Annotated in this window: 18 protein-coding genes and 1 riboswitch; of the genes, 16 read left to right on the forward strand and 2 right to left on the reverse strand. The window is 73.7% G+C overall.

Annotated features, from left to right (window positions below; translation table 11 throughout):
- Positions 1-31: 31 nt before the first annotated feature.
- Complete coding sequence (locus ACWDEN_RS18885; RefSeq protein WP_450859688.1) at positions 32-694, reverse strand: class II aldolase/adducin family protein; 663 nt, start codon at positions 692-694, stop codon at positions 32-34.
- A gap of 190 nt (positions 695-884) precedes the next feature.
- Here ACWDEN_RS18885 and ACWDEN_RS18890 point away from each other — a divergent pair, with 190 nt between their 5' ends.
- The 10 genes from ACWDEN_RS18890 (at position 885) to cobI (ending at position 14,523) form a co-directional block, all read left to right on the forward strand.
- Positions 885-1,631, forward strand: coding sequence for a lysozyme (locus ACWDEN_RS18890; RefSeq protein WP_351605183.1), 747 nt, complete (start codon positions 885-887; stop codon positions 1,629-1,631).
- A gap of 143 nt (positions 1,632-1,774) precedes the next feature.
- Positions 1,775-3,025, forward strand: a complete 1,251-nt coding sequence (locus ACWDEN_RS18895; protein ID WP_450859689.1) for an anion permease — start codon at positions 1,775-1,777, stop codon at positions 3,023-3,025.
- A 34-nt stretch (positions 3,026-3,059) separates the two neighbouring features.
- A complete protein-coding gene (locus ACWDEN_RS18900) occupies positions 3,060-3,287 on the forward strand; it encodes a hypothetical protein (RefSeq protein ID WP_351605178.1) in 228 nt (75 codons plus the stop codon).
- Positions 3,288-3,429: 142 nt separating this feature from the next.
- A riboswitch (cobalamin riboswitch) is annotated at positions 3,430-3,571 on the forward strand.
- A 104-nt stretch (positions 3,572-3,675) separates the two neighbouring features.
- On the forward strand, positions 3,676-4,641 hold the full coding sequence (locus ACWDEN_RS18905) for a cobalamin biosynthesis protein (protein WP_450859690.1): 966 nt from the start codon (positions 3,676-3,678) through the stop codon (positions 4,639-4,641).
- Positions 4,638-6,182, forward strand: coding sequence for a cobyric acid synthase (locus tag ACWDEN_RS18910; protein ID WP_450859691.1), 1,545 nt, complete (start codon positions 4,638-4,640; stop codon positions 6,180-6,182). Before ACWDEN_RS18905 ends, ACWDEN_RS18910 begins: the two co-directional genes overlap by 4 nt.
- Positions 6,179-9,832: a cobaltochelatase subunit CobN gene (gene cobN, locus ACWDEN_RS18915; protein ID WP_450859692.1), complete on the forward strand. Its 3,654-nt coding sequence runs from the start codon at positions 6,179-6,181 to the stop codon at positions 9,830-9,832. Before ACWDEN_RS18910 ends, cobN begins: the two co-directional genes overlap by 4 nt.
- Positions 9,829-11,823, forward strand: coding sequence for a putative cobaltochelatase (locus ACWDEN_RS18920; protein ID WP_450859693.1), 1,995 nt, complete (start codon positions 9,829-9,831; stop codon positions 11,821-11,823). Before cobN ends, ACWDEN_RS18920 begins: the two co-directional genes overlap by 4 nt.
- The gene (gene cobO, locus ACWDEN_RS18925) at positions 11,823-12,431 is read left to right on the forward strand and encodes a cob(I)yrinic acid a,c-diamide adenosyltransferase (RefSeq protein ID WP_055704317.1); all 609 of its coding nucleotides are present in this window, start codon (positions 11,823-11,825) and stop codon (positions 12,429-12,431) included. Before ACWDEN_RS18920 ends, cobO begins: the two co-directional genes overlap by 1 nt.
- Positions 12,425-13,777 carry a cobyrinate a,c-diamide synthase gene (locus ACWDEN_RS18930; RefSeq protein WP_450859694.1) on the forward strand — a complete coding sequence of 451 codons (1,353 nt, stop codon included), beginning with the start codon at positions 12,425-12,427 and terminating at the stop codon, positions 13,775-13,777. The genes cobO and ACWDEN_RS18930 overlap by 7 nt, the downstream gene beginning before the upstream one ends.
- On the forward strand, positions 13,774-14,523 hold the full coding sequence (gene cobI / locus ACWDEN_RS18935; RefSeq protein ID WP_351605158.1) for a precorrin-2 C(20)-methyltransferase: 750 nt from the start codon (positions 13,774-13,776) through the stop codon (positions 14,521-14,523). The genes ACWDEN_RS18930 and cobI overlap by 4 nt, the downstream gene beginning before the upstream one ends.
- A 71-nt stretch (positions 14,524-14,594) precedes the next feature.
- On the opposite strand, the gene ACWDEN_RS18940 is transcribed toward cobI, so the two are convergent.
- Positions 14,595-15,329: a ZIP family metal transporter gene (locus ACWDEN_RS18940; protein ID WP_351605155.1), complete on the reverse strand. Its 735-nt coding sequence runs from the start codon at positions 15,327-15,329 to the stop codon at positions 14,595-14,597.
- 118 nt (positions 15,330-15,447) lie between these two features.
- On the opposite strand from ACWDEN_RS18940, the gene cobM reads away from it, so the two are divergent.
- From cobM to cobC, 6 genes are read left to right on the forward strand one after another with little or no spacing between them, the layout of a single operon-like run.
- Positions 15,448-16,266 carry a precorrin-4 C(11)-methyltransferase gene (cobM, locus tag ACWDEN_RS18945; RefSeq protein ID WP_351605152.1) on the forward strand — a complete coding sequence of 273 codons (819 nt, stop codon included), beginning with the start codon at positions 15,448-15,450 and terminating at the stop codon, positions 16,264-16,266.
- Entirely contained in the window at positions 16,263-17,525 is a 1,263-nt protein-coding gene (gene cbiE, locus ACWDEN_RS18950; protein WP_450859695.1) for a precorrin-6y C5,15-methyltransferase (decarboxylating) subunit CbiE, read from the forward strand. Before cobM ends, cbiE begins: the two co-directional genes overlap by 4 nt.
- Positions 17,522-19,225: a precorrin-3B C(17)-methyltransferase gene (gene cobJ / locus ACWDEN_RS18955; protein WP_450859696.1), complete on the forward strand. Its 1,704-nt coding sequence runs from the start codon at positions 17,522-17,524 to the stop codon at positions 19,223-19,225. The genes cbiE and cobJ overlap by 4 nt, the downstream gene beginning before the upstream one ends.
- Positions 19,226-19,230: 5 nt before the next feature.
- Positions 19,231-19,818 (forward strand): precorrin-8X methylmutase, encoded by a 588-nt coding sequence (locus ACWDEN_RS18960; RefSeq protein WP_450859697.1) that lies wholly within the window; start codon positions 19,231-19,233, stop codon positions 19,816-19,818.
- Positions 19,815-20,747 (forward strand): sirohydrochlorin chelatase, encoded by a 933-nt coding sequence (locus ACWDEN_RS18965; protein ID WP_450859698.1) that lies wholly within the window; start codon positions 19,815-19,817, stop codon positions 20,745-20,747. Before ACWDEN_RS18960 ends, ACWDEN_RS18965 begins: the two co-directional genes overlap by 4 nt.
- A complete protein-coding gene (gene cobC, locus ACWDEN_RS18970; RefSeq protein WP_351605141.1) occupies positions 20,737-21,792 on the forward strand; it encodes an Rv2231c family pyridoxal phosphate-dependent protein CobC in 1,056 nt (351 codons plus the stop codon). The genes ACWDEN_RS18965 and cobC overlap by 11 nt, the downstream gene beginning before the upstream one ends.
- Positions 21,793-21,843 lie beyond the last annotated feature (51 nt).

The raw sequence follows: 21,843 nt of genomic DNA on the forward strand, positions 1-21,843 counted from the left end.
GGAGCGACAAGGGCCGAAGGAGGCTCGGGATTCACCTCCGTTGGCCGTAGCCCCGCAAACGTTCCCCCACCTCGGCCAGTTGTGCCTCCGTCAGCAGGGACGGGGTCAGGCTCGGTACGGAGGACGCCGTCAGCCACAGGCGGCACATCCACTCCAGCTGGGCGGTGCGGTCGTAGGCCTGGTCGAGAGAGACGCCGTAGGTGATCGTGCCGTGGTTCTGCAGGAGGCAGCCGGAGCGGCCGGCCAGGGCGCGGAGCATGTTCTCGGCGAGCTCGTCGGTGCCGTACGTGGCGTAGGGGGCGACGCGCACCGGGCCCCCGAGGGCGGCGGCCATGTAGTGGACCAGGGGCAGCTCGGGCACGAGCGTGGAGACCGCGGTCGCGTGCACGGCGTGGGTGTGGACGACCGCGCGGGCGTCGGTGGTGCGGTAGACGGCGAGGTGCATGGGAAGCTCGCTGGTCGGCACCAGTGCGCCGAGCACCTGGCGTCCGGTGAGGTCGACGCCGGTGAGGTGGTCCGGGGTGAGCCGGTCGTACGGCACGCCGGACGGGGTGACGAGCACGAGGTCGCCGACGCGCGCCGAGACGTTTCCCGAGGTGCCGACCACCAGCCCGTCGGTTACGGTGCGCCGCGCCGTCGCGACCAGCTCCGCCCAGATCCGTTCCTCTTCCGCGTCCCGCCGCTGTTCAGCCATGCCGCGATCCTGCCAGCCGCGCCCCGCGGAGGGGTGTGGTCGGTCGCCGTCGGCCGCGGGCGCATGCCCCCGATTGGGCGAAAGACGGGGTGAATCGCCGCAGAAAGGCACCCATTCGAAGATCATCCGGCCTTCAATGGTCACTCTTGCCCGACGGAACGATCTTTCGTCCGCCGACCCGGGGAGACACATGGCCCGCGAACGCACCCCTCTCCGTCACCGCGCCGGTGTCCTCGCGGCGGCCGCGGCGGCGCTCGCCCTGACGGGCACCGTGGCCGCGCCCGAGGCGCTCGCCTCGGGCCTGCCCCGGGGGCACGACGTCTCCTCCCACCAGAAGCGCGTCGACTGGGCGGCCGCCCGGTCCAGGGGCGCGCGGTTCGTCTACGTCAAGGCGACCGAGTCCACGGACTACCGCAACCCCTACTTCTCCCAGCAGTACAACGGTGCGCGCAAGGCGGGCCTGTACCGGGGCGCGTACCACTTCGCACGGCCGGACAGGTCCTCCGGCGCCCGGCAGGCCGCGTACTTCGTGCGGCACGGCGGGGGCTGGCGGGCGGACGGCCGGACACTGCCGCCCGTGCTCGACATCGAGTACAACCCGTACAACAAGCGGCACAAGTGCTACGGCCTGAGCAGGACGCGGATGGTCCGCTGGATCCGGTCCTTCAGCAACGAGGTCAAGCGGGAGACCGGCCGCCGTCCGGTGCTCTACACGACGACCCAGTGGTGGCGGCTGTGCACCGGCAACAGCCGCGCGTTCGCCAAGAGCCACGCCCTGTGGATCGCCCGGCACGACGCCGCGCGGCCGGGGAAGCTGCCGGGCGGGTGGCGGTACTGGACGTTCTGGCAGTTCGGCACCCGGGGCCGGCTGCCGGGTGACCAGAATCTCTTCAACGGCACCGCCGCCCGGCTGCGGACCTTCGCGCGCGGCCGGTAGCCATGGCGCGCCTGGGACGCGGGAGCCGGGCGGAACCTCGATCCCCCTCTCTGGACACCCCTACGCCTGCCTCAGTTCATCTTCCGTTCACCCAGGTTGCCTACGGTCGTCCAGCCAATGACCTCGAACGATTGCCTGGGTAAATGGAAAGCTTCTCGCTGATCCTCGCGATAGTGGTGGTAACCGCTCTCGCGTTCGATTTCACGAACGGTTTCCACGACACCGCCAACGCGATGGCCACCACCATCTCCACAGGCGCCATGAAGCCCAAGATCGCGGTGGCCATGTCCGCCACCCTGAACCTGGTGGGCGCCTTCCTCTCCGTGGAGGTCGCCAACACGATCTCCAAGGGTCTCGTCGACGAGAAGGGCATCCGTCCCGAGGTCATCTTCGCCGCCCTGGTCGGCGCGATCCTCTGGAACCTGGTGACCTGGCTGGTGGGCCTGCCCTCCAGCTCCTCGCACGCCCTGATGGGCGGTCTGATCGGCGCCACCGTCGCCTCCGCCGGCTTCGGCGCCGTGCACGGCGACGTCCTGGTCACCAAGGTGCTGCTCCCGGCGGTCGCCGCGCCGATCGTGGCGGGCGTCGCCTCGATGCTGGCCACCCGGTTCTCCTACGGCATCGGCGGCAAGGCCGACGGCGAGGCCACCCGCAAGGGCTACCGCGCCGGCCAGATCGCCTCCGCCGGCCTGGTCTCCCTCGCCCACGGCACCAACGACGCCCAGAAGACGATGGGCATCATCACCCTCGCCCTGATCGCGGGCGGCGCCATCGCCCCGGGCTCGAACCCTCCCACCTGGGTCATCCTCTCCGCCGGCCTGGCCATCGCGCTCGGCACCTACATCGGCGGCTGGCGGATCATCCGCACCATGGGCAAGGGCCTGACCGACCTGGAGCCGCGCCAGGGCTTCGCCGCCCAGACCAGCGCCGCGACCGCCATCCTGGCCTCCTCCCACCTGGGCTTCTCCCTGTCCACCACGCACGTCGTCTCCGGCTCGGTGATGGGCGCCGGCCTCGGCCGCAAGGGCGGGGTGGTCCGCTGGTCCACCGCGACCCGCATGGCCGTCGCCTGGGTGCTCACCCTCCCGGCCGCCGCGCTGGTCGGCGGGGGCGCCGAGGCCGTCACCGATCTCGGTGACTGGGGCACCGCCGTCGTGGCCGTCTTCCTGGTCGCCGCGAGCGCCGCGATCTGGAAGATCTCCCGCCGTGAGGTCGTCGACCACACCAACGTCGTGACCGAGACCGAGGAGCTGGCCGGCGTGGTGACCGCCGCCATCGCCGCGGTGACCCCGCCCCCGGCGGGCCTGATCACCGAGGACCTGACGGCCACGATCGCCTCCCCGGCCGCCACCGAGCCCGCGCCCGAGGCCGCCCCGCCGGCCGCGACCGTCTGACCCCGGCCCCACCGGTAACCAAGGAAGCAACCCCATGAAGATCGACTGGTCGGCCCTCGGCTCCGTCTTCGGCGCCAGCCTCGTGTTCACCGTGGGCCTGGTGGCCCTGTTCACCCTCGGCATCAACGGTCTGGCCCGGCGCGAGAAGGCCGCGGCCCAGGGCGACTCCGCCGCCCTCGCCGTCACCGGCGCCTACGTCTGCTTCGCGGCCTGCGCGGCGGCGGTGGCGTACGGCATCTTCCTCATCGTGTCCAAGTCCTGACGGACCGCCACGAACCAGGCAGCACGAAGGCTCCCCTCCCAGCGTGACGGAGGGGAGCCTTCGCCGTACCCACAGGCCACGGGCGTCCCGCGATGTGGGGATCGGCACACTCTCCCCTCGCAGGTCAACGGCAAGTTGACGGCCGTTCCGGGCGCGTGGTGGACTGCCCAGGCCATGTACGGCGGCAAGAGAGGAAGCCGGTGCGAATCCGGCGCGGTCCCGCCACTGTCACCGGGGAAGAAACCCCGGGAGCCAGGAACTCTCACCGCCGAATCTCGTCGAACCAGGGCGCGGACACCCTGAGTGAGGACATCGATCGCCATGCCCGGCTGCCGAAGGACAAGGACCCGCACCAGGCCCGCTCCTGTACCCATGGCCGGCTGAGCCGATGGGTGCCGATCGCACTTTCGCGTACGGCGCCGCCGCCGGTCTTCTCGGTGACCTGCTCCTCGGCGATCCGCGCCGCGGGCATCCGGTCGCCGCGTTCGGACGTGCGGCCGCTGCCGTGGACCGCGCGTTGTGGCACGACCACCGCGGCTGGGGCGCCGTGCACACCGTCGTGTGCGCCGGTGGCGCCGTCGCACTCGGCACGCTGGCCGCACGCGCCGTACGCCCCTGCCCCGCCGCCTCCGTCGCGCTGACCGCCGCCGCCACCTGGGCGGTCGTCGGCGGTACGTCGCTCGCCCGGGAGGCCCGCGCCATCGGGCGCGCCCTGGAGTCCGGGGACGTCGAGGCGGCGCGGGCGCGGCTGCCGCATCTGTGCGGCCGGGACCCGCAGGCGCTGGACGCCGACGGGATCGCCCGGGCCGTGGTCGAGTCGGTCGCCGAGAACACCTCCGACGCCGTCGTGGGCGCCCTGGTGTGGGGGGCCGTGGGCGGGGTGCCCGGGCTGCTGGGCTTCCGGGCCGTCAACACCCTGGACGCGATGGTCGGTCACAGGTCCCCGCGTTACCGGCGCTTCGGCTGGGCCTCCGCCCGGCTCGACGACGTCGCGGGCTGGCCGGGGGCCCGGCTCACCGCCGTACTCGCCGCCGCGGCCGGATCCGACCCGCGGGGTGCCCTGCGCGCCTGGAAGGCCGACGCCCACCAGCACCCGAGCCCCAACGCGGGCCCCGTGGAGGCCTCTTTCGCGGGCGCCCTGGGCGTGCGCCTCGGCGGCACGCTCTCCTACGGCGGCCGCGTCGAGCACCGGCCCGTGCTCAACGGCGACACCGGCCGGGCCGTCCAGGTCACCGACATCGACCGGGCCGTACGGCTCTCCCGCCGCGTCGGCGTGCTCGCGCTCGGCACCACGGTCGCCGCGCGCCTCCTCGTCAATGGTGTCGTCAAGGGTCTGAAGGGACGTGGGAAGTGAACGGGGGACTCCTCGTCGCCGGCACCACCTCCGACGCCGGCAAGAGCGTCGTGACGGCCGGGATCTGCCGGTGGCTGGTGCGCCAGGGCGTGAAGGTGGCGCCGTTCAAGGCGCAGAACATGTCGCTCAACTCCTTCGTGACCCGCGAGGGCGCGGAGATCGGGCGGGCGCAGGCCATGCAGGCCCAGGCGTGCCGGATCGAGCCGACCGCGCTGATGAACCCGGTGCTGCTCAAGCCGGGCGGCGAACAGAGCAGCCAGGTGGTGCTGCTGGGCAGGCCCGTGGGCGAGCTGAGTGCCCGCGGCTATCACGGCGGACGGCAGCAGAAGCTCCTCGGCACGGTACTGGACTGCCTCGCCGAGTTGCGGGGCACGTATGACGCGGTGATCTGTGAGGGGGCGGGCAGCCCGGCCGAGATCAATCTGCGGCGCACCGACATCGTGAACATGGGGATCGCGCGGAACGCGCGGCTGCCCGTGCTCGTCGTCGGCGACATCGACCGCGGCGGCGTCTTCGCCTCCTTCTTCGGCACCGTCGCCCTGCTCTCACCCGAGGACCAGGAGCTGGTAGCCGGGTTCCTGGTGAACAAGTTCCGCGGCGATGTCTCCCTGCTGGAGCCCGGGTTGGAGATGCTCCAGGGCCTCACCGGGCGACGCACCTACGGTGTCCTCCCGTTCCGGCACGGGCTCGGTATCGACGAGGAGGATGGGATGGGGGTCCCCCCGCGCGAGCGAAGCCGAGCGTGGGGGAGGGTCTCGCTGCGCGGCACGGTCCGCGAGTCGGCCGTGACCCCGCCCGCCGGCGAGGACGTGCTGCGGGTCGCCGTGTGCGCGATCCCGCTGATGTCCAACTTCACGGACGTGGACGCGCTCGCCGCCGAACCGGGGGTCGTGGTGCGGTTCGTGGACCGGCCGGAGGAGCTGGCGGACGCGGACCTGGTCGTGGTTCCGGGCACCCGGGGCACGGTCCGGGCGCTGCAGTGGCTGCGGGAGCGGGGCCTCGCGGACGCCCTCGTGCGGCGGGCCGCCGATGAGAGGCCCGTCCTCGGCATCTGCGGCGGCTTCCAGATCCTCGGCGAGCACATCGAGGACGAGGTCGAGAGCCGCGAGGGGCATGTGGCCGGCCTGGGGATCCTGCCCGTGCGGGTGCGGTTCGCCCGCGAGAAGACCCTGACCCGGCCGGCCGGCGAGGCGCTCGGCGAGCGGGTCGAGGGGTACGAGATCCACCACGGGGTCGCCTCCCTGGAAGGAGGGGAACCCTTCCTGGACGGCTGCCGGGTCGGCCGGACCTGGGGCACCCACTGGCACGGCTCGCTGGAGTCGGACGGTTTCCGGCGGGCCTTCCTGCGCGAGGTGGCCGCCGCCGCGGGCCGCCGCTTCGTGCCCGCGCCGGACACCTCCTTCGCCGCGCTGCGCGAGGAGCAGCTCGACCGGCTCGGCGACCTGATCGAACAGCACGCGGACACGGACGCGCTGTGGCGGCTCATCGAGTCGGGCGCGCCGCAAGGACTGCCTTTCATCCCACCGGGAGCGCCTGCATGAGCACAGTGTTGTTGTTGTCGACCGCCGACACGGATCTGCTGGCGGCCCGAGCCTCCGGCGCGGACTACCGCATCGGCAACCCGACGCGGGTGGACGTCGAGCAGGAGCTGCCGGGGCTGATCGAGGGCGCGGACCTCGCCGTCGTACGGCTGCTGGGCGGCAAACGGGCCTGGGAGGACGGGCTCGCCGCGCTGAAGGCGGCCGGGATCCCGACCGTGCTGCTGGGCGGCGAGGCCGTGCCCGACGCCGAGCTGATGGCCGAGTCGTCGGTGCCGGCCGGTGTGGTGGCCGAGGCACTGAAGTACCTGGTCGAGGGCGGGCCCGCGAACCTGCTGGAGCTGTCCCGGTTCCTCTCGGACACCGTGCTGCTGACCGGCGAGGGCTTCGAGGAGCCGCGGAAGATGCCGGAGTACGGCGTCCACGGTGATCGTGCGCTCGTCGACGGACGCCCCACTGTGGGCGTGCTCTTCTACCGGGCCCACGAGCTCAGCGGCAACACCGCCTTCGTGGACACCCTGTGCGACGCCGTCGAGGCGAAGGGCGCCAACGCGCTCCCCCTGTACTGCGGTTCGCTGCGCGGCGCGGACGCCGGGCTGTACGAGCTGCTGGGGAAGGCCGACGCGCTGGTCGCGACCGTGCTGGCGGCCGGCGGTACGCACGCCTCGCAGGCCTCGGCGGGCGGTGACGAGGAGTCCTGGGACATCGGCGCGCTCGCCGACCTCGGCATCCCCGTCCTGCAGGGGCTCTGCCTCACCTCCTCGCGGGCCGCGTGGGAGGAGTCGGACGCCGCGCTCTCCCCCATGGACGCGGCGATGCAGGTCGCGATCCCGGAGTTCGACGGCCGGCTGATCACCGTGCCGTTCTCCTTCAAGGAGCAGGGTCCGGACGAGGTCCCGGTGTACGTCGCCGACCCGGAGCGGGCCGCGCGGGTGGCCGGAATCGCCCTGCGGCACGCGCGGTTGAAGCACAAGCCGAACGCGGAGAAGAAGATCGCGCTGGTCTTCACCGCCTACCCGACCAAGCACTCCCGGGTCGGCAACGCGGTCGGCCTGGACACGCCCGCGTCGGCGGTCCGGGTCCTGGACGCCCTCCGGGAAGCCGGCTACGGCCTCACCGAATACCCCTCCGGCGGCGACGAGTTGATCCACCGGCTCATCGAGGCCGGCGGCCACGACGTCGAATGGCTCACGGAGGACCAGCTGGCGGCGGCGCCCGCGCGGGTGCCGCTGGCCGACTACCGGGCCTGGTTCGAGAAACTGGACCCGGACCTCAGGGAAGCCATGGTGGAGGCCTGGGGCGAGCCGCCGGGCGGCCTGTACGTCGACGGCGACGACATCGTGCTGGCATCGCTCCAGTTCGGGAACGTCGTGGTGATGATCCAGCCGCCGCGCGGATTCGGCGAGAACCCGATCGCGATCTACCACGACCCCGACATGCCGCCCTCGCACCACTACATGGCGGCCTACAGGTGGCTCGACCACAGCTTCGGCGCGGACGCGATCGTGCACATGGGCAAGCACGGCACGATGGAGTGGCTGCCGGGCAAGGGGCTGGGGCTCAGCGCCGGGTGTGCGCCGGACGCGGTCCTGGGCGACCTGCCGCTGATCTACCCGTTCATCGTCAACGACCCCGGCGAGGGCACCCAGGCCAAGCGGCGCGGGCACGCCACGGTGGTCGACCACCTGGTGCCGCCGATGGCGCGCGCCGACACCTACGGCGACCTGGCCAAGCTGGAACAGCTGCTCGACGAGTACGCGCTGGTCTCCGACCTGGACCCGGCGAAGGCCCCGGCGGTCCGCGCCCAGATCTGGACGCTGGTCAAGGCGGCCGAGCTGCACCACGACCTGCATGTGGACGAGCAGCCGGACGACGAGGCGTTCGACGAGTTCGTCATGCACATCGACGGCTACCTGTGCGAGATCAAGGACGTGCAGATCCGCGACGGCCTGCACATCCTGGGCGGCGGCCCGGTCGGCGAGCCCCGCGTGAACCTGGTGCTGGCCGTGCTGCGGGCGTCCCAGGTGTGGGGCGGCCGGGCGAACGCCCTGCCCGGGCTGCGGTCCTGCCTCGCCGCCCACTTCGGTCTGGACGAGAAGGAGTTGCTGGGCGAGCCCGGTACTCCGGTGAAGGTGCCGGTGGAGCTCACGGACCTGGTGGAGGGCCCGGCTCGGACCGCCTCCGACGCGATCGACCTGCTGGAGCAGCTGTGCCGGCGGATCGCGGAGGGCATGGAGGAGCGGGCCTGGGACCGCACGGCCGTACCGGCGATCCTCGGTGATGCGCTCGGCACCCAGCTCGCCGACGCCGCCGCGGTGCTGGAGTTCGCGTGCGACGAGGTCGTGCCGCGGCTCGCCCGCACCACCGACGAGATCGGGCACATCCTGCGGGCGCTGGACGGCGGTTATGTCCCGGCGGGCCCCTCCGGCTCCCCGACCCGCGGTCTGGTCAACGTGCTGCCGACCGGCCGGAACTTCTACTCGGTGGACCCCAAGGCCATCCCGTCGCGGCTGAGCTGGGAGGTCGGCCAGTCGCTCGCGGACTCCCTGGTGCAGAGGTATCTGCAGGACACGGGCGAGTACCCGCAGTCCGTGGGCCTGACCGTCTGGGGCACGTCCGCGATGCGCACCCAGGGCGACGACATCGCCGAGATCCTGGCTCTGCTGGGCTGCCGTCCGGTGTGGGACGACGCCTCGCGCCGGGTCACGGGCTTCGAGGTGGTCCCGCTTCAGGAGCTGGGCCGGCCGCGCATCGACGTCACGGTCCGTATCTCCGGGTTCTTCCGGGACGCGTTCCCGCACGTCGTCGGCCTGATCGACGACGCCGTACGGGCCGTCGCCGAGCTGGACGAACCCGCCGAGAGCAACTTCGTGAAGGCCCACGCCGACGAGGACACCGCCGGGCACGGTGACCGGCGGCGGGCGACGGCCCGGATCTTCGGCTCCAAGCCGGGCGCCTACGGCGCCGGTCTGCTGCCGCTGATCGACGCCCGCAACTGGCGCTCCGACGCCGACCTCGCCGAGGTGTACGCCGTCTGGGGCGGTTACGCCTACGGGCGCGGGCTCGACGGACGGGCGGCGCGCGGGGACATGGAGACGGCGTTCAAGCGGATCACGGTCGCCGCGAAGAACGTCGACACCCGCGAGCACGACCTGGTCGACGCCGACGACTACTTCCAGTACCACGGCGGCATGGTCGCCATGGTCCGGCATCTGACCGGCGCCAACCCCGAGGCGTACGTGGGCGATTCGGCCGTACCGGACCAGGTGCGGACCCGCACGCTCGGTGAGGAGACGCACCGCGTCTTCCGGGCCCGCGTGGTCAACCCGCGCTGGATGGCGGCCATGCGACGGCACGGCTACAAGGGCGCCTTCGAGATGGCGGCGACCGTGGACTACCTGTTCGGCTACGACGCCACCGCGGGCGTGGTCGACGACTGGATGTACGAGAAGCTCAGCGCGGAGTACGTCTTCGACCCGGAGAACCGGGACTTCATGAAGAAGTCCAACCCGTGGGCGCTGCGCGGCATCACCGAGCGGCTGCTGGAGGCGGCGGACCGTGGCCTGTGGGCGGAGCCGGACGCGGAGACGCTGGAGCGGCTGCGCGCTACCTACCTGGAGCTGGAAGGCGACTTGGAGGGCGACGACCAGTGACAACCCCCTTCCCTTTCACGGCCGTCGTGGGCCAGGACGACCTGCGGCTGGCGCTGCTGCTGAACGCCGTGTCCCCGGCGGTCGGCGGTGTGCTGGTGCGCGGCGAGAAGGGCACGGCCAAGTCGACGGCGGTGCGCGCCCTGTCGGCACTGCTGCCGGAGGTCGCCGTCGTGCCCGGCTGCCGTTTCTCGTGCGACCCGGCGGCACCGGACCCGTCCTGCCCCGACGGCCCGCACGAGCCGGGGCCGGGCGCGCGGCGGCCCGCGCGGATGGTCGAGCTGCCGGTCGGCGCCTCCGAGGACCGGCTGGTCGGCGCCCTGGACATCGAGCGGGCGCTCGCCGAGGGCGTGAAGGCGTTCGAGCCGGGCCTGCTGGCCGACGCCCACCGCGGGATCCTGTACGTCGACGAGGTCAACCTGCTCCACGACCACCTGGTCGACCTGCTGCTGGACGCGGCGGCGATGGGTGCCTCGTACGTGGAGCGCGAGGGCGTCTCCGTGCGGCACGCGGCGCGGTTCCTGCTCGTCGGCACGATGAACCCCGAGGAGGGCGAGCTGCGGCCCCAGCTGCTGGACCGGTTCGGGCTGACCGTGGAGGTCGCGGCCTCGCGCGAGCCCGAGCAGCGGGTCGAGGTGGTGCGGCGCCGGCTGGCGTACGACGACGATCCCTCGGGCTTCGCCACGCGGTGGGCCGAGGAGGAGTCCGCCGTACGGCAACGGATCGTGGCCGCACGCGAGTTGCTGCCGCGGGTGCGGCTCGGCGACGGCGCGCTGCGGCAGATCGCGGCGACCTGCGCGGCCTTCGAGGTGGACGGCATGCGCGCCGACATCGTGATGGCGCGTACGGCGACCGCGCTGGCCGCGTGGGCCGGGCGGACCGACGTCCTCGCCGAGGACGTGCGGCAGGCGGCGCTGCTGGCGCTGCCGCACCGCAGGCGCCGTAACCCCTTTGACGCGCCTGGTCTGGACGAGGACAAGCTGGACGAGACGTTGGAGCAGTTCTCGGGGGACGACTCCGAGGGCGACGAGGATCCCGATCCCGACGGTCCCGGTGGCGGCGGTGGGCAGCCCGCTCCCGACAGCGGCCCGCAGGGCGACGGGGACACCGCCACGCGACCCGAGGCCGGTGAGGGCGGGGAACCGCAGGCGTCCGGCGCACGGGAGCAGTCGGCCGTACGGGCCGCCGAGCCGTTCCGGACCAAGGTGCTGAGCGTGCCCGGGATCGGGGAGGGCGCCGCAGGCCGCCGGTCGCGGGCGCGCACCGAGCACGGGCGGACGACCGGGGCCCGCCGGCCCCGGGGCGCGCTGACCAAGCTGCACCTGGCCGCCACCGTGCAGGCCGCGGCCCCGCACCAGCGGGCGCGCGGCCGGTCCGGGCCGGGACTGGTGATCCGCCGGGACGATCTGCGCCAGGCGACCCGGGAGGGACGCGAGGGCAACCTCGTGCTGTTCGTCGTGGACGCCTCCGGGTCCATGGCGGCGCGGCAGCGGATGGGCGCGGTGAAGGGTGCCGTGCTGTCGCTGCTGCTGGACGCCTACCAGCGCCGGGACAAGGTGGGCCTGGTGACCTTCCGGGGGGCGGCCGCGGAGGTCGCGCTGCCGCCGACCTCCTCCGTGGACGCGGCGGCGGCCCGGCTGGAGTCGCTGCCGACCGGTGGCCGTACGCCGCTCGCGGCCGGGCTGCTCAGGGCCCACGAGGTGCTGCGCGTGGAGCGGCTGCGGGATCCGGCGCGCCGGGCGCTGATGGTCGTCGTGACGGATGGGCGGGCCACGGGTGGCCCCGAGCCGGTCGCGCTGGCGGGGCGTGCGGCCCGGTTGTTCGCGGCCGAGTCGGTCGCCTCGGTGGTCGTGGACTGCGAGTCGGGGCCGGTGCGGCTCGGGCTCGCCGGGCAGCTCGCGGGTGAGCTCGGCGGTACGGCGGTGACGCTCGACGAGTTGCGGGCGGACTCGATCGCCGGGCTGGTGAAGGACGTACAGAGGAGGGCCGCTTGATGCCGCAGGGACAGCCGAGTGTCGTACCGGACGACGGCCTGACGACCCGTCAGCGCCGCAACCGGCCGCTGGTCGTCGTGCACACGGGCGTCGGCAAGGGCAAGTCCACCGCCGCGTTCGGGCTCGCGCTGCGCGCCTGGAACCAGGGGTGGCCCATCGGGGTGTTCCAGTTCGTCAAGTCGGCGAAGTGGAAGGTCGGCGAGGAGAACGCCCTGCGGGTGCTCGGCGCCTCCGGCGAGGGCGGCACCGTCGACTGGCACAAGATGGGCGAGGGCTGGTCGTGGGTCCAGCGGGACATCCAGGGTGACAACGCGACCAACGAGGAGAAGGCCCGGGAGGGCTGGGAGCAGGTCAAGCGGGACCTGGCCGCCGAGACCTACCGGCTGTACGTGCTGGACGAGTTCGCCTACCCCATGCACTGGGGGTGGGTGGACACCGACGAGGTCGTGGACGTGCTGCGCAACCGGCCCGGTACGCAGCATGTGGTGATCACCGGGCGGAACGCGCCGGAGAAGCTGGTGGACTTCGCCGACCTCGTCACCGACATGTCCAAGGTCAAGCACCCGATGGACGTCGGCCAGAAGGGCCAGAAGGGCATCGAGTGGTGACGTCGTCGGTGCCTCGGCTGGTCATCGCCGCGCCCTCCTCGGGCAGCGGCAAGACCACCGTCGCCACGGGGCTGATGGCCGCGTTCGCCGCGCGGGGGCTCGCCGTGTCCCCGCACAAGGCCGGGCCGGACTACATCGACCCCGGGTACCACACGCTCGCCACCGGGCGGGTGGGGCGCAACCTGGACGCGTACCTGTGCGGGCCGGAGCTGGTCGCTCCGCTGTTCCTGCACGGGGCGCGGGGGTGTGACCTCGCCGTGGTCGAGGGGGTGATGGGGCTGTACGACGGGGCGGCGGGCGAGGGTGAACTCGCGTCCACCGCGCACGTCGCCAAGCTGCTCAGGGCGCCGGTGGTGCTGGTCGTCGACGCGTCGTCGCAGTCGCGGTCGGTGGCGGCGCTGGTGCACGGCTTCGCCTCCTGGGATCCGGAGGTGCGGGTCGGGGGCGTGATCCTGAACAAGGTGGGCTCCGACCGGCATGAGGAGCTGCTGCGGGAGGCGCTGGATCAGGCGGGGGTGCCTGTGCTGGGTGTGCTGCGGCGGGTTCCTCAGGTGGACACGCCGTCGCGGCATCTCGGGTTGGTGCCGGTTGCCGAACGACGGACCGATGCCGTGACCGCGGTGGCGGCGATGGCCGCGCAGGTCGAACAGGGGTGTGATCTCGAAGCTCTGCTCGGACTGGCTCGGAGTGCGGGAGCGTTGTCCTGTGCTCCTTGGGAACCGCCCGCCACCACGACGAAGAGGCGTGCGGTGGTTGCCGTGGCCGGTGGGTCCGCCTTCACCTTCTCCTACGCCGAGCACACCGAGCTGCTCACCGCCGCCGGTGCCGAGGTCGTCACCTTCGATCCGCTCCGGGACGAGCAACTCCCGGACAGCACCGCAGGGTTGGTCATCGGCGGCGGCTTCCCCGAGGTGTACGCCGCCGAACTGTCCGCCAACGAGCCACTGCGCAAGGCCGTCGCCGGGCTGGCGCTGAGCGGTGCCCCGGTGGCCGCCGAATGCGCCGGACTGCTGTACCTGTGCCGGGAGCTGGACGGGCAGCCGATGTGCGGGGTGCTGGACGCCACCGCGCGGATGACGGAACGGCTCACCCTGGGCTACCGGGACGCCGTGGCCGTCGGGGACAGTGTGCTGGCCGCCGCGGGGACGCGGATGCGGGGGCACGAGTTCCACCGGACCGTCGTCGAGCCCGGCGCCGGGGCCGCCCCGGCGTGGGGCGTGCGGGCGCCCGTCCGGCGGGTCGAAGGTTTCGTGCAGCACGGCGTGCACGCGAGTTATCTGCACACGCACTGGGCGTCCCGGCCCGGTGTCGCCCGTCGGTTCGTGGAGAGGTGCCGGACGTCATGAGCAGCAGGCTGGTCGGGGTCGGGGTCGGTCCCGGTGATCCGGAGCTGGTGACCGTCAAGGGGGTCAACGCGCTGCGGGCCGCCGAGGTGGTCGTCGTACCCGTGATGGCTTCATCCGATGGAACAGATGGCGGTGAGCGGGGGCGGGCCGAGGCGACCGTGTTGCACTACGTGCCCGAGGACAAGGTCGTCCGGGTGGTGTTCGCGCTGAACGAGCGGACCGACCGGGCGCGCCGGGAGGCTGCCTGGGACGCGGCGGGCGAGCGGGTCGCCGAGCTGCTGAGGCGGCACGCGTCCGTCGCCTTCGCCACCATCGGCGATCCCAACGTGTACTCGACGTTCACCTATCTCGCGCAGACGATCGCCGGGCTCGTGCCGGGTGTCGTCGTGGAGACCGTGCCCGGGATCACCGCCATGCAGGATCTGGCGGCCCGGTCCGGTGCCGTGCTGACCGAGGGGACCGAGCCGCTGACGCTGGTGCCGGTGACGGCCGGGTCCGCCGTGCTCAAGGAGGCGCTGGCCGGGCCCGGGACCGTCGTCGCGTACAAGTTCGGGCGGCAGGCCGCCGAGGTCGCCGAGGCGCTGCAGGAGAACGGGCGGCTGGCGGACGCGGTGTGGGGATCGGCGCTGGGGCTGCCGGAGGAGTCCGTACGGCCGGCCGCCGAGCTGGACGGGACGCCGTTGCCGTACCTGTCCACGCTGATCGCGCCCCCGCGGCGGGACGGCGGACGGGGCGGGAAGCTGTGAGGCGACCGGGGTGGCCGGGGCGGCCGGCCGGGGCGGCCGCCGGTGACACCGGCCGCCGGCCACCGGTCCGTTCAGCCGCCGGACAGACCCACCACCAGCCAGACGAACGCCGCGCCCGCCACCGTGCACAGCAGGGTGGAGCGCGCGGGGTGCTCGTGGTGGGCCTCGGGCAGGATCTCGGCGGCGGCGAGATAGAGCAGGACGCCGCCGAAGAGGCCCAGGTAGCCGCCGAGCACCGTCTCGGGGATGTGGAGGAAAGCGGTCGACAGCGCGCCCAGCACGGGTGCGCAGGCGTCGGCCACCAGCATGGCGATCGCCCGGCGGCGGGCGTTGCCGTACAGGCTCGTGATGGTGAAGGTGTTGAAGCCGTCGGCGAAGTCGTGCGCGATCACGGCGAGCGCGACGGCCGCGCCCATGCCGCCGCCGACCTGGAAGGCCGCGCCGATCGCCACGCCGTCCATCGCGCTGTGGCCCACCATCGCGGCGGCCGCCACGAGGCCCACCTCGGGCGCCCGGTGGTTGTGTCCCTCGGCGCCGCCGTGCGCGGCCTGGCGGGCGGCCAGGGTGCGCTCCACCAGATGGGCCAGGAGAAAGCCGGCCACGAACAGCAGCAGGGCGGCGGGTACGCCGAAGATCTCGCGGCCGGCGGCGTGCAGCGCCTCCGGCAGCAGGTCCAGGCCGACCACGCCCAGCATCAGGCCGCCGGCGAGTCCCAGGACGAGATGACGCCGGTCGGTCACGCGCTGTGCCGTCCAGCCGCCGGCCAGCGTCATCAGGAACGCGCCGAGCGCGACGAAGACCGCCATAGGGCCTTGCTATCCGATGGAGGCGCCTTCGCGCACATCCGGCGCCGATCACACCCCGCCGGACCCTGACATTTCACCCGCTTTTGATGTGTGTTTCCCGTACGAGAGGACCCTTCCCATGGCCGATGCCCCCACCGGCAAGGTGACGTTCGTCGGTGCCGGCCCCGGCGCCGCCGATCTGCTGACGTTGCGCGCCGCGCGCGCCATCGCGGAGGCGGACGTGGTGATCTGGGCGGCGAGCCTGGTCCAGGCGGAGGTCCTCGAGCACGCGCGCGAGGACGCGGAGATCCTGGACTCGGCGACCATGCCCCTGGAGGAGGTCGTCGCCGTCTACCGGCGCGCCCACGCCGAGGGGCTGAAGGTCGCGCGGATCCACTCCGGCGACCCGGCCCTGTGGGGCGGCACGCAGGAGCAGCTGGACCGGTGCGCGCAGATCGGGATCGCCACGGAGGTCGTACCGGGCGTGTCGTCCTTCTCCGCCGTCGCCGCTCTGGCGCAGCGCGAGCTGACCATTCCCGAGGTGGCGCAGTCCGTCGTCCTCACCCGGCTGGGCGGCGGCAAGACGCCGATGCCGCCCGGGGAAGAGGTACGGGAGTTCGCCCGCCACGGTACGACGATGGCGATCTTCCTCTCCGCCGCCCGCAGCGGGCAGCTGGTGCGCGAGCTGCTGGAGGGCGGCTACCCGACGGACACCCCGGTGATCGTCGCCCACCAGGCGACCTGGCCCGAGGAGCTGGTCGTGAAGTGCACGGTCGGCACGCTGGAGGAGACGGTCAAGGAGCACAGACTCTGGAAGCACACGCTCTTCCTGGTCGGCCCGGCGCTGGACGCGCACGGCACCCGCTCGCACCTGTACCACCCGGGGCACTTCCACGGCTACCGCAAGGCCGACCCGGAGGCCCGGCGAGCCCTGCGCGAGCAGAGGGCGAAGAGTTGATCACGGTCGTCGGCACGGGGACGGGCGCGGGCGCGCCGGTCGCCGAGGACGTCGTCGCGGGCGCCGCGCTGGTGGTCGGCGGGCGCCGGCACCTGGACGCGGTACGGCTGCCCGAGGGCGCCGAGCGGGTCGTGCTCGGACCGCTGGCGCCCGCCCTGGACACGATCGCCGGGTATGTCGGCAAAGAGCTCCCGGTGGTGGTGCTGGCCTCCGGCGACCCCGGGTTCTTCGGGATCGTGCGGGTGCTGGCCGAGCGGTTCGGGTCACGGCTGCTGGATGTGCGGCCCGGGGTCTCCTCCGTCGCGGCCGCGTTCGCGCGGGTGGGGCTGCCGTGGGACGACGCCGTGGTCGTCAGCGCGCACGGCCGGGAGCTGCGCACGGCGGTCAACGTGTGCCGGGCGCGGCCGAAGGTGGCGGTGCTGACGGGGCCGGGCGCGGGTCCGGCGGAACTGGGGGCCGCGCTGCTGCACGAGCCGCGGAAGCCGGGGCGTGTCCTGGTCGTCGCCTCCGCCCTCGGCTCAGCGGACGAGCGGGTCGAGCGGGTCACGCCCGCCGAGGCCGCCGCCCGGGACTGGGGCACGGCGGTGAGCGTGGTGCTGTGTCTGGACGAGGCGCGGGCGCTGGGACCGGTGCGTACGGTCGCCGGGGTTCCCGCGCGGCCTGCGCGGTGGGCCCTGGCCGAGGACGGGTTCGCCCACCGCGACTCGATGATCACCAAGTTCGAGGTGCGGGCGCTGGCGCTGGCCCGGCTGGGGCCGCGCCTGGGCGACCTGGTGTGGGACGTGGGCGCCGGCTCGGGCTCGGTGGCGGTGGAGTGCGCGCGGCTCGGCGCAGCCGTGGTCGCCGTGGAGAAGGCGGCGGACGGGGTGGAGCGGATCCGCGCCAACGCGCACGCCCACGGCGTCGACGTGGACGTGGTGCACGGCTCGGCACCGGACGTGCTGGCCGGGCTCGCCGACGATCCCGACGCCGTGTTCGTCGGCGGCGGGGGGCGCGAACTGCCCGCCGTCGTCACCGCGTGCGCCCGGCGGGCCCGGCGTACGGTCGTCGTCGCCATGGCCGCCCTCGACCGGGTGCCGGCGGCGCGCGAGGCGCTCACGGCCGCCGGGTTCACCTGCGACGGGGTGCTGCTGCAGTCCTCGCGCCTGGCGCCGCTGCCCGGGGACGTGACCCGGCTCGCGGCGACCAATCCTGTGTTCCTGCTCTGGGGCGGAAGAAATACCGGAACCCCGGTGCCTAGTGAAGGAGTTCTCGAGTGATCGGCCTGATTTCCGCCACCGCGGCGGGGGCGGCGGCGCGCGACCGGCTGGCCGCGGCCTGGCCGGGCCGTACGCGGGTGTACGAGGGGCCCGTCGGGGAGGCGGTCCGAGCCGCGTTCGCCGAGTGCGAGCAGCTGGTGTGCTTCCTGGCGACGGGCGCGGTGGTACGGCTGCTCGCCCCGCTGCTCGGCGACAAGGCGGCCGACCCCGGTGTGGTGTGCGTGGACGAGGGCGGCCGGTTCGCGGTGTCGCTGCTCGGCGGGCACGGCGGCGGCGCCAACGAACTCGCCCGGGAGGCCGGTGAGTTGCTGGGCGCCGAGCCGGTGGTGACGACCGCGACGGACTCGGTCGGGCTGGCCGGCCTGGACACGCTGGGGCTGCCGTACGAGGGCTCGGTCGCGACCGTGTCGCGCGCCCTGCTGGACGGTGAACCGGTCGCGCTGGAGGCCGAGTCGGCGTGGCCGCTGCCGCCGCTGCCGACCTCGCCGCGGGGCACGTACACGATCCGGCTGACCGACCGGGACGTCGCACCCGGCGAGCGCGAGGTGCTGCTGAGGCCGCCGTCGCTGGTGGTCGGGGTCGGCGCGTCCAGGGGCGTGCCGGTGGAGGAGGTCCTCGGGCTGGTCGAGGGGGCGCTGCGGGAGGCGGGGCTGTCCCCGAGGTCCGTCGCCGAACTCGCCACCGTGGACGCCAAGTCGGAGGAGCCGGGCATCGTGGCCGCCGCCGAGCGGCTGGGGGTGCCGCTGGTGACGTACTCCGCCGAGGAGCTGGCCGCCGTCGATGTGCCCCATCCCTCGGACGCGCCCCTCGCCGCCATCGGCACCCCGTCGGTCGCCGAGGCGGCGGCTCTGGTGCGCGGTGGTGAACTCCTCGTGCCCAAGCGGAAGTCCGTGCGGGCCGACAGGCAGCCCGCGATGGCGACCTGTGCCGTCGTACGGCGTCCGGGGCGCGGGCGGCTCGCGGTGGTCGGGCTCGGACCCGGCGCCCGGGACCTGCTGACCCCGCGCGCGGCGGCGGAGCTGCGCCGGGCCTCGGTCGTGGTCGGACTGGACCAGTACGTGGACCAGATCCGCGATCTGCTGCGGCCCGGCACCCGGGTGCTGGAGTCGGGGCTCGGCGCCGAGGAGGAGCGGGCGCGCACGGCGGTCGAAGAGGCCCGGCGCGGACATGCGGTGGCGCTGATCGGCAGCGGGGACGCGGGGGTGTACGCCATGGCGTCCCCGGCGCTCGCGGAGGCCTCCGACGACATCGACGTGGTCGGGGTGCCCGGGGTGACGGCCGCGCTGGCCGCCGGGGCGGTCCTGGGCGCGCCGCTGGGCCACGACCACGTGTCCATCAGCCTGTCCGACCTGCACACGCCGTGGGAGGTCATCGAGCGGCGGGTGCGGGCGGCGGCCGAGGCGGACATCGTGGTGACCTTCTACAACCCGCGCTCCCGGGGCCGCGACTGGCAGCTGCCGAAGGCGCTCGCGATCCTCGCCGGGCACCGGGAGCCGGCGACGCCGGTGGGGGTCGTCCGCAACGCGTCCCGGCCGGACGAGTCCAGCCGGGTCACGACCCTCGCAGAACTGGACCCGGCGACGGTCGACATGATGACGGTCGTGACGGTGGGCAACACCGCGACCCGGATCATCGCCGGGCGCATGGTGACCCCGCGCGGCTACCGCTGGCAGGAACGCACCCAGGAGGGCGCCCGGTGAACCCCATGGCCCGTGTGGTCCATCCGATCGAGCAGGAGTCCTTCCGGCGGCTGCGCGCCCGCCTGGACACCTCGCACTTCCCGCCGCTGACCCGGGCGGTGGTGGAGCGGGTCGTCCACTCCGCCGCCGACCCGGAGTACGCGACCGATCTCGTCATGGACGAAGGCGACCTGGTGACGGCGCATGCCGCGCTGCACGCCGGGGCGCCGGTCGTCGTGGACGTGGAGATGGTCGCGGCCGGCATCACCCGCCGGGAGACGGTCTGCCGGCTCAAGGACGCCGAGTCCGGCCCGGGACTGACCCGTTCGGCCCATGCGATCCGGCTCGCCTACGAGCAGGTCGGGCCCGGCGCCCTGTGGGTGATCGGCTGTGCGCCGACCGCCCTGGAGGAGCTGCTCGCCCTGGACGCCTCCCCCGCGCTCGTCATCGGCCTGCCCGTGGGTTTCGTCGGCGCCGCCGAGTCCAAGGCCGCGCTGCGGGAGAGCGGGCTGCCCGCCGTGAGCAACGTGTCCGAGAAGGGCGGCTCGGCGGTTGCCGCCGCCGCGCTCAACGCCCTGCTGTACCACCCCGTTTCGTCTGAGGAGACCTCGTGACCACCCCGCCCGCCCTGCTCATCGCCGGACACGGCACCCGTGACGACGCCGGCGCCGAGGCGTTCCGCGACTTCGTGCGGCAGTTGCAGCTCCGCTCCGACATGCCGGTCGCGGGCGGCTTCATCGAGCTGTCCGCGCCGCCGCTGGGCGAGGCCGTCGCCGCACTGGTGGCGCGGGGGGTACGGCGGTTCGCCACCGTGCCGCTGATGCTGGTGTCCGCCGGGCACGCCAAGGGTGACATCCCGGCCGCACTGGCCCGCGAGAAGGAACGGCACCCGGGCATCTCGTACACCTACGGCCGTCCGCTGGGCCCGCACCCGGCGCTGCTGAGCGTGCTGGAGCGGCGGCTGGACGAGGCGCTGGGTTCCTCCGGGCGGAGCACCGGGGACCGGGCCGATGTGACCGTGCTGCTGGTGGGCCGCGGCTCCACCGACCCCGACGCCAACGCCGAGGTGCACAAGGCGGCGCGGCTGCTGTGGGAGGGCCGCGGGTACGCCGGGGTGGAGACGGCGTTCGTGTCGCTGGCGGCGCCGGACGTGCCGAGCGGGCTGGACCGGTGCGCGGCGCTGGGGGCGCGGCGGATCGTCGTACTCCCCTACTTCCTGTTCACCGGGATCCTGCCGGACCGGGTGCGGCAGCAGACCGAGGGGTGGGCGGCCGCGCACCCGGAGATCGAGGTGCGGTCGGCCGATGTCATCGGGCCCGAGCCGGAGCTGCTGGACCTGGTGACGGAGCGGTACGAGGAGGCCGTCAAGGGCGATCTGCGCATGAACTGCGACTCGTGCGTGTACCGGATCGCGCTGCCGGGCTTCGAGGACAAGGTGGGGCTGCCGCAGCAGCCGCACTACCACCCGGACGACGACGGCCACGACGGGCACGGGCACGGGCATCACCATCACGGGGGGCACTCGCACAGCCATGCGCACTGAGGGCACGGGACCGGATCTGCGTCATCACGGGGACGCCGAGGTGCGGGACGACGGGGCCGCGCTGGTCGACCTCGCCGTCAACGTCCGCGCGGACACGCCCCCTGCGTGGCTGCGGGAGGAGATCGCCGGCTCGCTGGCGTCCCTCGCGGCCTACCCGGACGGGCGGGCCGCGCGCGCGGCGGTGGCGGCGCGGCACGGGCTGCCGGTGGAACGGGTGCTGCTGACGGCGGGCGCGGCGGAGGCGTTCGTGCTGCTCGCCCGCGCGCTGAAGGTACGGCAACCGGTCGTCGTGCACCCGCAGTTCACCGAGCCGGAGGCGGCGCTCAGGGACGCGGGGCACACCGTGGAGCGGGTGCTGCTGCGGGAGGAGGACGGGTTCCGGCTGGATCCGGCGGCGGTGCCGGAGGATGCCGATCTCGTGGTGATCGGGAATCCGACCAATCCGACGTCCGTGCTGCATCCGGCGGAGGCGATCGCCCGACTCGCCCGGCCGGGGCGGGTGCTGGTGGTGGACGAGGCGTTCATGGACGCGGTGCCGGGCGAGCGGGAGACGCTGGCCGGGCGGACCGATGTGCCGGGGCTGGTCGTGCTGCGCAGCCTCACCAAGACGTGGGGGCTGGCCGGGCTGCGCATCGGGTATGTGCTGGCTCCCGCGGAGATCGTCGCCGAGCTGGAGCGGGCTCAGCCGTTGTGGCCGGTGTCGACGCCGGCGCTGGCCGCGGCCGAGGCGTGTGTCGCGCCGCGGGCACTGGCGGAGGCGGGGCACGCGGCGCATCGCATCGCGGCGGACCGGGCGCACCTGGTGGCGGGGCTGACGGCGTTCGCCGACCGGGGTGTGCGGGTGGTGCAGCCTGCGGAAGGGCCGTTCCTGCTGGTCCGTGTGCCGGGCGCTGCGGTGGTACGGCACCGGCTGCGTGAGCTTGGCCATGCGGTGCGGCGGGGGGACACGTTTCCGGGGCTCGGGGAGGAGTGGCTGCGGGTGGCCGTGCGGGACCGGGTGACCGTGAACGGCTTCCTGAAGGCACTGTCGGCGGCGCTTCCGTAGCCGGATCCCGCCAGGGGGCTCCGCTCCCTGCCCGGCGTGACGGCCGAGCGG

The organism is Streptomyces sp. NPDC001153, assembly GCF_053598315.1.